This is a genomic window from Trichlorobacter sp., assembly GCF_034008105.1.
Taxonomy (GTDB): Bacteria; Desulfobacterota; Desulfuromonadia; order Geobacterales; family Pseudopelobacteraceae; genus Trichlorobacter.
This window is the reverse complement of record NZ_JAVEPN010000025.1, coordinates 1-14,112: the sequence shown is the minus strand read 5'-3', so window position 1 is coordinate 14,112 and position 14,112 is coordinate 1. Positions and strand designations below refer to the sequence as shown.

11 protein-coding genes are annotated in these 14,112 nt (G+C 40.2%); 1 reads left to right on the top strand and 10 read right to left on the bottom strand.

Going from position 1 to position 14,112, the window contains the following annotated elements; genetic code table 11:
* Positions 1-4: 4 nt before the first annotated feature.
* From RBQ93_RS11995 to RBQ93_RS11950, 10 genes are all read right to left on the bottom strand, one after another.
* Positions 5-1,732: a hypothetical protein gene (locus tag RBQ93_RS11995; protein ID WP_320372354.1), complete on the bottom strand. Its 1,728-nt coding sequence runs from the start codon at positions 1,730-1,732 to the stop codon at positions 5-7.
* Positions 1,733-1,818: 86 nt separating this feature from the next.
* Entirely contained in the window at positions 1,819-3,555 is a 1,737-nt protein-coding gene (locus RBQ93_RS11990) for a glycoside hydrolase family 2 protein (RefSeq protein ID WP_320372353.1), read from the bottom strand.
* A gap of 15 nt (positions 3,556-3,570) precedes the next feature.
* A complete protein-coding gene (locus RBQ93_RS11985; RefSeq protein ID WP_320372352.1) occupies positions 3,571-4,434 on the bottom strand; it encodes a carbohydrate ABC transporter permease in 864 nt (287 codons plus the stop codon).
* On the bottom strand, positions 4,434-5,381 hold the full coding sequence (locus RBQ93_RS11980) for a sugar ABC transporter permease (protein ID WP_320372351.1): 948 nt from the start codon (positions 5,379-5,381) through the stop codon (positions 4,434-4,436). The genes RBQ93_RS11985 and RBQ93_RS11980 overlap by 1 nt, the downstream gene beginning before the upstream one ends.
* A 28-nt stretch (positions 5,382-5,409) precedes the next feature.
* The gene (locus RBQ93_RS11975; RefSeq protein ID WP_320372350.1) at positions 5,410-6,720 is read right to left on the bottom strand and encodes an ABC transporter substrate-binding protein; all 1,311 of its coding nucleotides are present in this window, start codon (positions 6,718-6,720) and stop codon (positions 5,410-5,412) included.
* Positions 6,721-6,735: 15 nt separating this feature from the next.
* On the bottom strand, positions 6,736-7,854 hold the full coding sequence (locus RBQ93_RS11970; protein ID WP_320372349.1) for a family 43 glycosylhydrolase: 1,119 nt from the start codon (positions 7,852-7,854) through the stop codon (positions 6,736-6,738).
* 3 nt (positions 7,855-7,857) lie between these two features.
* The gene (locus RBQ93_RS11965; protein WP_320372348.1) at positions 7,858-9,858 is read right to left on the bottom strand and encodes a carbohydrate binding domain-containing protein; all 2,001 of its coding nucleotides are present in this window, start codon (positions 9,856-9,858) and stop codon (positions 7,858-7,860) included.
* 154 nt (positions 9,859-10,012) lie between these two features.
* The gene (locus RBQ93_RS11960) at positions 10,013-11,089 is read right to left on the bottom strand and encodes a family 43 glycosylhydrolase (RefSeq protein ID WP_320372347.1); all 1,077 of its coding nucleotides are present in this window, start codon (positions 11,087-11,089) and stop codon (positions 10,013-10,015) included.
* A gap of 20 nt (positions 11,090-11,109) precedes the next feature.
* Entirely contained in the window at positions 11,110-12,246 is a 1,137-nt protein-coding gene (locus tag RBQ93_RS11955; RefSeq protein ID WP_320372346.1) for a family 43 glycosylhydrolase, read from the bottom strand.
* Entirely contained in the window at positions 12,243-13,274 is a 1,032-nt protein-coding gene (locus tag RBQ93_RS11950) for a family 43 glycosylhydrolase (protein WP_320372345.1), read from the bottom strand. The genes RBQ93_RS11955 and RBQ93_RS11950 overlap by 4 nt, the downstream gene beginning before the upstream one ends.
* A gap of 144 nt (positions 13,275-13,418) precedes the next feature.
* On the opposite strand from RBQ93_RS11950, the gene RBQ93_RS11945 reads away from it, so the two are divergent.
* Positions 13,419-14,112: LacI family DNA-binding transcriptional regulator (locus RBQ93_RS11945; protein WP_320372344.1), on the top strand; the 694-nt coding region annotated here is incomplete at its 3' end.

The following is a 14,112-nucleotide window of genomic DNA, read 5'->3' as shown; positions in this document are numbered from 1 at the left end:
TTATTTATGATTGAACGGAAATACCGGTAGCATCGACAATATAGGCTTCGGCAACATTAGTTGGGTAATGTCCGGCGATAAACCACCAGGCATCCGCCGCACCAGCGCTACCGCCGCCACCCGTCATTAAATCACCATCAGTCTTCCAAGCAAAGCCGACATGACGACTTGTTGCTTCACCTAATAAGGTCTCTGGAATAAAGACTTCGGCAACGGTTTTGTATAAAGCATCACCGGCATCAGGATTATCGACTGATACGATGCTTGCTACCATGCCTTCACGTGCTACTGCACCATTGGCAGCGGCAAAGTGTTGAATCCCTTCAATAAAGAATTCAAAGTTTGTATTCTTCCACCAAGTCTCATCAGTATTAATAAATACATCGTGATGAGCGACAGCTGCAAGATAAAGGCCTTCATCAGTATTTTTCCCATAGAAGGTAACATCTTTATGCGCTGTGGCGTCGGTACCGACTAATTGAACAAAGTTTGTCGTATAAGCTGCTTCAGTTGCCCAGTCCGTCAAATCACCATCAATGGTGAAAAGCGTTGGTTCTTCAACTACAATAACGACTTGGGTTTGTTCAAAGATACCATTATAAGTAACGTATGGTTGATCATTGTTATCTGGCCATGTGCCAGCTGGGACCCAGTAAGCATCTTCGCCACCACCATTGGCTTCACCACCAGTAATAAGATCGCCATCTGTTTTCCAAGCAAAACCAACACGGATTTCGCCACCAAGAATTGAATTCGCAGGAATTTCTGCTAATGGAACGAAAATCTCCGCAATTGTTTCATAGGCCGCTAAGCCTTCACCGGTTAATGGAGTTGAAACCATCGCCCAGTCATAAGCGGAATTATTTTCGGTGGTATCCGCACTTACCCAATATTGTTTGGTTCCGCCATTGATAAAGAATTCAAGGTTGGTATTTTGCCACCATAATTTGGTTTCATCTTGAATTAATAAATCGTGGAAAGCGTGAGCGGCAACATATAAACCATCCTCATCTAAACCAGCATAGAAAGTCACTGATTTATGCGCATATGGTTCTGTGTTACCAATAAGACTTAAAGTGTTTTCGCTAGCGCGTGTTCCTTCCCAATCGCTAAGGGCCCCATCAATAACAATTGCTGAAAGAGGATCATAGGTTTTTTCAACAAAACCAATCGCACTGATTTCATATGTATTGTTAACAACGCCAGTCGCTTCCGAACCAAGAATAATATGAAGCGAGGCTTCGTCGGTTTCTTCATACGAGAAAGCGATTTCGTTAACTCCACGGACTAAATCTTGTTCTACACCATTGACAACAATTGTTGTCACGACGGCGCTATCAATAGTTAAGCTAAGCATATAGAACGATCCAGTTGTCGCTGTTGGGTGTTCATAGAAAAGTGCAACGGCATCATATGGCGCGCCTACTTCCGCGACAATTTTAAGTGTATAAACGTTATCAAGCGCTTCGTCTTCATCAAGGGAAACACCTGTTCCTAGCGTTTTATACATTGTGCCAGGATCTGCGACGGCGACCGCGTTATCACCAACAGGAATTGTAAGATCGGGCGCTTCCGACACACTACTAGGATCTTCGCTCGGTTCTTCACTTGATTCTGTGGTACTGATAGACGGTTCTTCGCTTTGTGAATCAATAATCGAAGATTCACCACAACTCGCTAATAGCCCAAAAGAGGCTAATAGCAGAAAGATTTTTGATGTAATTTTTTTCATTTTTTACTCCTTTCATCAAAATCTTGTTTTTACAGACAGCATATTATCTTGTCGTGTGTAATTGGGGCTACACACGGAAAAACCAACTAAATTAGATCATTGCTTTTTTTAATTTCCTCCAATGGGACTTTTGTTTCCCGGTGATATGTCAACAGCCCGTTTATTTCTTGTTCCACATCAGTCAATTGTGTGTAACAATATCCAGCTAAACTATCACTATCTTTGATGGCCTCAATTATGCGGCGATATTCACTAATTAATTCTGCACCAGAATTTGTAGCGGTGTATCCCCATCCTTGTTGTTCGCCATCAAAAGCAATACCACCAAATTCTGTAAGAACAATTGGTGATCCTTGATGGTGATATCCTTCAGCATAAATTGGACGCTTAGCAGGTTTTGATGCCAGTAAGTTTTTAGTGGAACTAATGTCATGTTTAAAGGCTAATTGTTGTTCTTTTTCATCAATTCGCCCATGACAATAATTATGAATACCACAGATATCTGTTACCGTGATTTCCCAACCATCGTTATTGGAAATCAAACGCGTTGAATCAAGTTTTTTAATTAAGTCATATAAATTAACGGAGTGTTGTTGCTGCTCTAAATTATGACGAATTTCGGGAACACCCCATGATTCATTAAGGGGAACCCAAGCAATAATTGATGGGTGATTATAATCACGCAAAACAGCGTCTTCCCAAGCGGATAAATTGTATTTAGCGCTTTGTTCACTAAATTGAATCGAACTCGCCATTTCGCCCCAAATTAAATATCCGAGTTGATCGGCTAAATAAGCAAAATAGGGATCTTCAACTTTTTGATGTTTGCGGGCCCCATTAAAGCCCATCGCTTTGGATAGCAAAATATCTTTTTTGAGCGCTTCGATGCTTGGTGGCGTTAAAAGTGATTCTGGCCAATATCCTTGATCGAGAATTAACTTTAAATAATAGGGTTTGTTATTTAAATATATTTTGCCGTCTTGTGTAGAAATTTTACGTACACCAAAATAAGTTTTAATTACATCTTTGCCATAGTAAACTTCAACATTGAATAAATATGGGTTTTCTGGCGTCCAGGCTTTTTGTTCAGCATCTTTTGGATTATGAAAGACTTTGATTTCAACCAAATTATTGCGCTGGACAATCATGTCGATTTCATGTGCAAAAATGTTTCCTGCTCGATCGCTAACCTTAAGATAAAGCGGTAAGCCAATATCGTTTACTTGAATATCAGCTTTCATAATTCCGCGATCAAAATCCGGTGTAAAGCGAATATTGCTTACATGTTTTTCTGGTAGCGATTCCAGCCACACGCTTTGCCAAATTCCCGTTGTTCGTGTATACCAAATCGATTCACTTTTTTCTTTCCAATATTGCTTTCCCCGCGGAAAATATAAATCCGTCGATGAATCAAAAACACGGACCACTAATTGTTGTTCACCCTCAATTAAGTAAGGTGTGATATCCACAGAAAATCCTGTTTGTCCACCTTCGTGATGAAAAATAAATTGACCATTTAAATAAACATCACTAATAAAATCGATAGCGCCAAAGTGTAAAATAATTTGTTCTTGTGGATTTTTTTTAACGACAAAGTTTTTGTGATACCACACAACATCATGAAAAGATGGGTCATTAATACCGCTTAGTTCGGTTTGAAAAGCAAATGGAACTTGAATTGTTTTGGTAAAAATTTCAGGCTTTCCCCACCATTTTTCTTGAATACCAACATTTTTATCATCAAAAGCAAAACCCCAAGGCCCGTTTAATGAAAGCCAAGAATTTCGAACAAAATCAGGACGCGGATATTCTCTACGTAACATATCTATCTCCAATAGTTAACCTTTAAGACCAGTGTGCGAAACACCTTCGATAATTTTGTCTTGAACAAACATGTAAACAATGATGACAGGAATAATCGAAATAATAGCCGCTGCCATTGTTTTACCATATTCGTAATTGTTTGAACTTTGCATCGAAGCAAGTCCGGTTTGTAAAGTTAAGAAGTTAGGATCCATGACCACCGAACCAATGATGCTCGGCCATAAATAGTCATTCCAAGAACCCATAAAGGCAAATAAACCGGCCACCATTAACGCCGATTTCCCTAAGGGAAAAATGATGCGGAAGAAAATTCCCAAATCGCTCAATCCATCAATTCGAGCGCTTTCAACAACTTCTCGGGGAATGTTAATAAAGAATTGTCGGATAATAAATAAGCCAAAGACGCCTCCGAGGCCAGGAATAATCAGCGCTAAAAAACTTCGCCAACCATCATTAAGCCAACCAAAATTCACCACCATGGAAAATAACGGAATGATGTTCGCTACACTCGGAATCATCATTGTTGTAATTAAAATACCAAAAACCAAGTTACGATATTTCCACCGAAGAATGGAAAATGCGTAAGCCGCCGCAGAAGCAATCACCAAATAAAGCGCGGTATGTAAAGAAGCGATAATAAATGAATTCGCCATCCAACGAAGGATTGGATATTGACTTACATCCGCAAATAAGTCCTGATAATTCTTAAAAGTTGCGTTCATCGGTATGATACCTAAAACGTTATTTGTTATTTCTTCGGCCGACTTAAATGATGTGCCAATCGCCCAAACAAGTGGTAGCATCCATACAATAGATAAAACTAGTAACACCCAAAAGGCGACACGTTTCCGCCGCCGAACACTACTACGAATTGCCATTATCGATTCACCGCCCTTCGGTTATAAATCAATTGCCCGATACTGACCATAATAATGAGTAATCCCATCAAAATAGCCATGGCCGCTGCTAGACCGGGTTGTGCGTTTGTGCCAGTTAATTGTCCACGTATAAACATCATAAGCACTGTGGTACTCCGCTCTGGGCCACCACCGGTAAGTAAAGCAGGTTGACCGTAAATATTGAATGAAGCAATCACCGTTGTAATTGTGCAAATAATCATCTGATTAGAAATTGCTGGTAACGATATGTGGCGTAAAACTTGAAAATAATTACAACCATCAAGTTCGGCCGCTTCATACAGTTGTTTATCAACTTCTTTTAAACCCGCACCAAGAATGACGGTGTTTGTCCCGATTGTCCACCAAACCGTTGTTACTAAGATGGCGATCCATGCCCCGGGCTGGGTATTGAGCCAAGACACGGATTCGCCCCCGAAAAGATTGATGATACCATTGATAAAACCATTATTAGTATCAAACTGCCACTTCCAAATAATGCCAATAGCCGAAATCGATAAAACTGTCGGGAGGAAAAATATGACACGAAAAGCTTTATACCCGCGCGGCTGAATATCAATTAATATGGCAATTATCAATGGAACTAAAATTAGTAGTGGAACGGAAATCAAAACAAAAATAAGGGTGTTTTTTAGACCTAGCCAAAAATATTCACGCCAAATAGTAATATCACCAATGCCAAACAAAGCTTTTTGATAGTTTTCAAATCCAACAAAGGTTGATGAAGCTGTATCAAAAACATTCCAACGGAAAAACGAAATGTAAATACCATAAAAAAATGGATAAATAAAGAAAGTTGCAAACAAAATTATATATGGCAGAAGAAAAGCGCCAATCACTGCATAACGTTTAGCGTTTGCTAAGTAACGTCGTTTTTTTTGTTCCGGATTAAGAAATTTTTTTGCCATAATTGTCGCTCCTAAGAATCAAATACTTCTATGAAGCTTTTGCTTCTTCGACTAATTGATTACCTTCGGCTTCGGCCGCTGTTAATAACGACATTGCGTCATATCCTGAATCACTTAAAGCGGTGGTTACCCGGGAAAAAACTGGCGAAAATGCTTCGTAATAATAAGGTGAACTTGGACTTAAGACAAAATCATCAACATCACCATAATCATGATGATAAGGGAGAGCTAAGTATTCTTCGGTTGCCCGCGCCACATTACTTGCTGGAACATGACCACCACCTTCGGCCCATAAATAAGCATGTTCGGTCACGTATTTGGCAAAAACCATTGCGGCTTGCTGTTTAATCGCTACGTTGCGGCCTTCTGGTAACACGAAACAGTGTGAACGAGCGGCGACACTATCCGCAGTCGCGCCATCTGCATCATCAGTAAACATCTTCGATAAACTTGTAACACCGAAATCAACACCGTTTTCCACAACGCTATTAATCATCCAGTCACCATTGATATGAAACATCGCTTTTCCTTGATTGAATAACATTAAATCGCTATCAACGCTGACGTTTTCTGGAGAAATATGGTGCGTGTGTACGATATCAGTGACCATTTTTAAGGCTTCCGCACCAACCGCATTTGCATAGTTAGGGTTACCTTCTTCATCTATTTCACTACCGCCATTTTGATATAAAGCTGTTGTATAGATGTATTCACTTGGCCAAGTAGTCGAAAGCGGAAGTCCATAACCACCACTTGAGGTATTCGGCATCATTTTTGCGGCGGCGATTAACTCTGCCCGATTAGTTGGCACTTCCAATTCATACTGATTTAAAAGCGTTTTGTTGTAGTAAAGAATAATTGTGTGAATATCAAGTGGAATACCATATAAAGCATCTTGATAATACATGGCGTCATAAACACTACTGATGTAGTCTTCTGCTTTTAAATCAATATTTGCATCATCAATAATTGATTGAATCGGATGTAGTAAGTTCTTGTTTGCAAACGAACTGACTTTATAGCTGTGGACGAGCGCAATATCATAAGAACGCTTCATCGGAATTGTCATTAATAAACTTTCATAATATTCAGTTTCCGAAATAAAACTCTCGGTCACGTTAATTTGACCTTCATATTCTTGATTAAAACGACGAACGAGTTCACGCATTGCGATACCATCACTACCAGTGATTGGGTTACCATAGGTAATTGCCACGTTTTCAAAAACAACATTACCTTCGGAGTCAGTTGGCAGGGACTCTTCAACGCTGGTCGCTGGACCGCAGCTTGCCAAAGTAGCTGTGGCAAGAAATAAAACGCCTAAAATGGTTTTCTTCATACATTTCTCCTTGTATTAAATAATTACTGGTCGCGTATTATTTGTGCTTGCCCCATAATCTTGCACATACGGCCAATCATTTTCATCCCATAATAACTTATCAATTAGTAAAGCTCGCCGATTAGTCGTCCCATATTGCGGATTTTCTTGAAGATCATAACCGTGATAAAGCATCCAATAATCACCTGCATCATCGGTAATCAAAGCATTGTGGCCAACTCCGACAAACCGTTCATTGGCATCAACAACGTTTTTACCACCACTAAGACGATTTGTCATGACGACACCTGTATGATCAACATATGGTCCAAGAATGTTGTCGGCGCGCGCGACCATGACGCGATAAGTTGAACTAAAACCAGCACAACATGTTCCTGTTGACAAAAATAAATAATAATACTCATTAATTTTACGTACGTATGCTCCTTCATATGAGGAGGCATTCCAAGGACCGCCATCTACTCCGGCAATTAATACACGTGTTTTTGGATCAGCATTATCCTTGATTGTTAGGCCATCCGCACTTAGTTCAATTGCATATATGCCACAAAATGAACCCCACATCATAAAAACACGACCATTATCAACATAAACTGTTGGATCAATGGAGTTAGCAACATTGCTCGATGTGGAATCTAACAGTTTCCCATGATCGGTCCACGGGCCAAGTGGTTCAGGAGCGGTGGCTACTCCAATGCCAGGATTATCATCGCCCCATGTTGATAACGAATAATAAAGAGTGTAAGTATCACCGATTTTAACGATGTCTGGTGCCCATAATCCGGCCCCTAATGTACCCCATGTTGGGGCGGTAGCAGCCTTGAATACCGCACCGGCAGCCTCCCACTCAACAAGGTTTGTACTGGATAAAATCGGTATATATCTCGTGCCAAAATAATCGCCCCATTCGGCATTATCTTGGGTACCATATACATAAAAAGTCCCATCGTCTGCACGAATGATTGATGGGTCAGCTAAAACTGGTTCCCATACAGGGTTTTGATAGTCAGTACTCTCACTTGTAATGCTCGTTTCTTCGGAAGAAAGTGGAGTGGAGTCCAAAGAAGAATTTTGGTCTCCACATCCGCTAATTGATACAAGTAAAAGGATAAAAGGAATAAACGCTTTTTTCATATTTTAGATGACCGTTGCAATGATTAAACTATTAAACGTCACGGTTGATGGCGCGGTTGTTCCTAGCAAGATTGCGATCTTGCCAGCGTCATAATTATCCGCTGCTACAAATGTAAAGGAATAGGCGGCTTCAACTGTTGTCAAATTAACGGTTTCTTTAAGTAGCGTAGTCGCACCATTGCTATTAGTTACTTCTAGAGCAACACTCACCGCAATTGAAGCGGAGGCGGTTAAAGTAATCGAATACGTTGTGCCTGAAGTAAAGTGACGCCCACTTTGTGAAATTTGTGAATGCCAATCAATCTCTTCTGGCGAAGAGGTCACGACTTCGGCGACAACAAGACCATTAGTTAAATCTTGTGAATAATTAACTTCCGCGCCATTAGTCGCTTCGCCTGTCCAATTATAAAGACCAAAGTTGAAATCGCCATTAATTACTTCGTATGGTTCATAATCCCGCGTGTCAATTGTGGTTGCTTCTGATGGATCGATTTGCTGATTTTCAAATTGATCAATAGTCACTACATTCGCGCCATTCGCCCCTAATAATAACGAGAATTTAGCACTTGCGTTATCTTGCGCTTTATATTCAAGGGTAAATGTTTGATAGTCTGTCCCAAGCATAACTTGTTTGGTGGCAATTTGGCTAAAACCTGTACTTGGATTAGATATTTCGATATCTAATTTGCGCGCTACACTGGCTTTAATCACAAGTGTTGTGCGATAAACGGCATTTTGGGTTAATTGAACCCCGGTTTGATAGAACTGAATGTGCCAATTTGCTGTACTTGGATTTGTAATATCAATATCAATGGTGCCATCAATGTTTGCCGTAAAGCTTGCCGCTCCATCGCCATTGGTTTGGTTAACGTCTTTAATCCAGCCTTGGAATCCATTGTCAAAGTCAGCGTTTATTAAGTTATAAGGATGTTCGCGGTCAAGAACAAAAGCGATACGGCGATTAACATAGCCGAAATTGCCTTCACTATCTTCAACGCGATAAGAAACTAGCATTCCAGTTTGTGCATTCACTGAATTAGGTACTTCACCAACAATTTCAATACTACTTGAAATGTCATTCCCTAAATAATCAGTCGCTGTTACTGCCTCTAAAGCAAGAAATTCAGTGCGTGATGTTACAGTTGCATTTTCTGCATGGGCAAATACTGGAGCTTTTAAAGCTTCGGCGACAGTGTATTCCCGTACGCGTATATTATCGATATCTATTTCTAATGGATTGCTTGGCGATGCAGTCGCATCAACTTCCAATCCTTGACCTAAATAAATAACCGCCTTAACATTGCCCACATCTGCTGTTGGTGTGCAAAGCGCGGAATAAATACTCCAGTCACTCGGTACGATGACGGCTTGATAACCAGGAAGCATCATTGAATAATTATTTCCAACGTCTTCAAATCCCGCCGCAATCGAACGGTTATTCGCGCTTTTCATTTCAAAACTTAATTCATAAGTTACACCGGCTTTGAATTGCAAGCCAGTTTGATAAAGTTGTACTGCCCACGCCTCGGTGCCAGCGTCTGTTACTTCAATATGGGCTTGTTGATTTTCCACAACAAAAGTCCCAGCTCCACCGGGGATATCAAACCGCCAAAGCGCTTTTCCAAATTCGAAAGCACCATTTTCTACGTTGACACCTTTAACTACTTGCAACATTCTTTCTTGTGTGACTTTATCACCACTTGCTAATTCGGCTTCATAGGTAATCGTGTAGGTAGAAACATAATTTGGTGAAAAATAATCATCATCTAATACAGTTACCGACAAATCTCCCGTGTGATCATAAGCACGAACACCATCGAGTAGATTAAAATCAACATCCCCTAGTTGCACAATGGTTTCTTCAACGCCTTCCCAATGTACAGAGGTATCAATCGTCGAATCTCCGTTAGAATTATCTCCACTTGTTAAACTTGAAGTTCCCCCACAAGCGGTAAGCGCCAAAAACGCAAAAAGACCAAAGCTTTTTTGCCAAAAACTCTTCATGTCCTGCTCCTCCTTTTCGAACAAGCATACTTAAAATTAATCGTGAAATAGACAGTTTTTACACTTTAAATTTAGAACGAAAAAAACAAGATGTCAACAACAAGTTTATCGTTAATCTAAACCGCTTACATTTTAAGTGATATTTAAGCGAAAATTAGGCTAATATCCGCGGTCCATTTTGATCATTATTGGTCGGCGATATTCCAAATAATGATGGCCAGCCTTCTAAGTTAAAACGAAGACGGTCAATTAATAATGCTCGGCGGCTACGATCAACACCTGGAAAGGCGTGATACAGAAGCCAATAGTCACCGGCATCATCGATAATCACATCATTATGGCCGGGAGCCGTAAATATCGAATTGCCCGTGACAACATAAGTGCCAACATTGCTGTTTTTCATGCTTCGAGCATCCGCATCTAGGTATTCACCAAAGATACTTGTTGCTCGTCCAACTTTAACATGATAAGAATAAGCTCCCGAACAACATTCACCAGAAGAGACAAACATATAATAATATTCACCAATCTTTTCAATGTTTACTGCTTCAAAAGTAGAAACATCTAATCCATAACTTGTTTCGTGACCAGCAAGATGAATTTTTGCGGCATAAGCAGCATTAATATCTCCTGCTTGAAAACCTAATCCATCCGCGGTTAGTTCAATTCCGTAAATACCGCGAAAGGAGCCCCACAATAGGTAAACATGTCCATCCTCTTGATAAATTTCTGGATCGATTGAATTATTGACCCCGATCTCATCGCTAAAAAATAACTTCCCTAAATCTGTCCAAGGTCCAGCAGGATGTGGACTCGTAGCCAAGCCTATTCCAGGATTAGTGTCACCCCATCGTGATAAAGAATAATACATCACATATTGATTTTGAATTTTTGCCACCACTGGTGCCCATAATCCGGCCCCTAATGTTCCCCAAGCCGGGTTGCTTTCAAAGGCACGACCACCATCTTCCCAATTTACTAAATCAGGGGAACTAATAATTTTCCCGCCAGTGGCGTACGCATAAAATACACCATCATCATGACGAATCACGCTCGGGTCAGCAAAATCCAATTCATAAACAAAATTTTGATAACGATTTTCGCGATAGGAAACTTGTGAATCCACATCACTACTTAAAGATTCACTAAGCGAATTAGCGAAACTTGACGATTGGCAACTGGTCAATAAAGTAATTCCAACAACAAATTGTAGTATCCTTTTTGATTGCATTTAAATAACCCCAGTTAAGTTTATATTTCTGCTAAATAAGCTGGACCCGTTTGTTCCGTATAACTTGGTGTCCCGTTTTCAATATATGGCCAGCCGCTTTCGTCCCACAAAAGTTTATCCATCATTAAAACGCGTTTGTTTGCTTCTTCGACCGGATAGGCATGATATAAAATCCACGTGTCACCAGCTGCATCAGTTAATACCGAATTATGTCCAGTCCCTACAAAATGGGTGTTGCTAGAGATTACCGGAGTTCCGACATTGCTTTGGCGCATATCGTTTCCATAAGCATCAACATACGGTCCTGTGGGTGAGGTTGAGCGCGAAACCACAAGTTTGTATGTCGAATTTAGGCCTTCACAACATGTACCAGTGGATAAAAATAGATAATAAAAGCCTTCTCTATAGACGACATAGGAACCTTCATATGTGCCAACAGTCCAACCGATTTCGGTTGAAAGCCCCGCCACATGATATAAATTATCAGCGGCTATTTCCGGAGTTCCATCAATTAAACGAAGTCCATCACGCGATAATTCCACGATGAAATTTCCACGCATACTTCCCCAGACCATAAAAACACGCCCGTCCTGCGCAGTAAATACATTAGGGTCAATCGAATTATTGACGCCAATTGAAAGCGAACGGAACAATTCACCTTTATCGGTCCACGGACCATTTGGACGGGGAGCGGTTGCAAAACCAATACCCGGATTATCGTCACCCCAACGAGATAATGAATAATAGTAAACATATTGACCGTTGATTTTTTGAATATCCGGCGCCCATACACCAGCATCTTGTGAACCCCATTGCGGGAAAACTGTAAATACATTATTTTTAGCGGACCAATTAACTAAGTCAAAAGACTGTAGTATTTTACCGCCCGTCCCATACGCCCAATAGGAATTTGTATTATCATCATAAATAACCGCTGGATCAGGAAAATCATAGTTATATGGCGAGTTAGTATATGTTTTACGCCGCACTTCATATTCTTTACTTGAGGTAACTAAAGAAGAATAGCTGCTATCGGAAGTATATTCACTATCTTCAGAAACGGAAACATCGCTCGGTGTGGTTGATAATTCCTCTCCACATCCAGTGAGCAACATCGTCGAAATAACAATCATAAATTTAAAACCTCGATTAATCATAAGTTATCCTCATTTACTATAATTTTAGGTCCGAATTGTTCATCTTGTGAAGGAATGTTGTTAATTATGAGTGGCCACCCTTCATCATCAAAATAAATTTGATCAATCATTAATAGACGGCGATTAGGCGAATCAAGCGAATAACTGTGATAGACCATCCAAGATTGTCCGGCATCATCAAGCGTGACCGCACAGTGTCCTGGCCCTTTAAAATAGGCAGAACTTTCAAGAATGATGAGGCCCCTTCCTTCGGTCGCTGATTGACCAAATGGATCAAGAAATGGACCAGCGAAATTTTCTGAACGAAATACTGATACACGGTATGTACTCGCTAATCCTTGGCAGCAACTTCCCGCTGAAAGAAACATATAGTAATAGTCGTTAATCTTAGAAACATAAACTCCTTCAAATGCGTTAGAGGCGATAAGAACCTTGTTTTGTCGTGCAGCTTCGATTCCACCAAGTAGATTACGGCCATCAGCGGTTAATTCAACGCGATAAATACCGTTAAACGATCCCCAAAGCATATAAACCTTTCCATCTAGGGCAACCACTTGGGGATCAATTGAGTTATAGACAGCAATTTCCTGTGAATCAAATAGTTTTCCGCCAGAGTGCCAAATTCCGCTTTTTAAATCATTCGTATAACAATAACCAATGCCCGGATTAGCATCCCCCCACGCACTTAGAGCGTAGTAATACAAATATGTATCAGCAATTTTAATAACATCTGGCGCCCAAACATGAGCACCATTACTGCCCCAAAGTGGCGAACCCGCCGTGATAAAGACATTACCCTCATAATTCCAATCAATAAGATTAACACTTGAGGCATAGCCGCCTTCTGTGGCAAAAACCCAGTAAAGACCATCGTCATCACGATAAATACTTGGGTCAGGAAATTCATGAGAATACACTGGATTAATGTATTGTTCTTCATTCCACACAATTTGATTCTGACAATTTGTGAGCAACAAAGTAGCCGTAAGTAAAAAACTCATCAAGGCATATTTTGTTAATGGCTTCATCATTTTTCTCATTTTTAAGTTAACGTTAATTCATTATTATTATAAAGGTATACACAACAAAAATGCAAAACTCATTTACTTTAATGCGGCTGTTGCGTTGACCAATAAAGAAAAAGAGATAAAATAAAGATAAATTATAAACTTATGGGAAAAAAACAACGTGTTCGCTTAATTGACATCGCCCAAGCTACCGGACTAACGGTTAATTCTGTTTCGCGTGCTTTACGCAATGGCAGCAATATATCCCCTGCGACCCGTGCTCGGGTCCATAAAGTCGCTGATGAACTCGGATATATTCCTAATCAACAAGCACAGTCCTTACGTAATGTGCGTTTCCAAGTAATTGGTGTGGTCTACGATAATATTATTAATCCTTATTACTCAATTGTTACAGGCAATATTGACGCTTTGTTGAGCGAACGCAACTATCGCCCAATGGTCTTTTTTGAAAATAATATCGAAAGTATTCTATCGATGCAAACCGCTAAGGAAATTATTTCCTTTGGTGTTTCTGGCGTTATTTCATTTCTCACAACAACAAAACAAGTAGCTGAACTTCTTGAAGCTAATGGTATTCCCCTAGTTATTCTTGGTCGTAATGGCAACGATCTCGGCGTAGACTCGGTTTTGTCTAATGACTATCGTGGTGGTAAGCTTGCTGGTTATCACTTGTTTGATAGTGGCGGTAAAAACTTTGCTTATTTAGGTGCTCGTCATGATTTACCAATTAATCAACTGCGCTTACAAGGTTTTAATAAAGCACTTACTAATAATGGAGCGATAGTCAAACATACCGTAAATAACGACAAAAACGAAACTGTCGCTGCACTTCTTGACC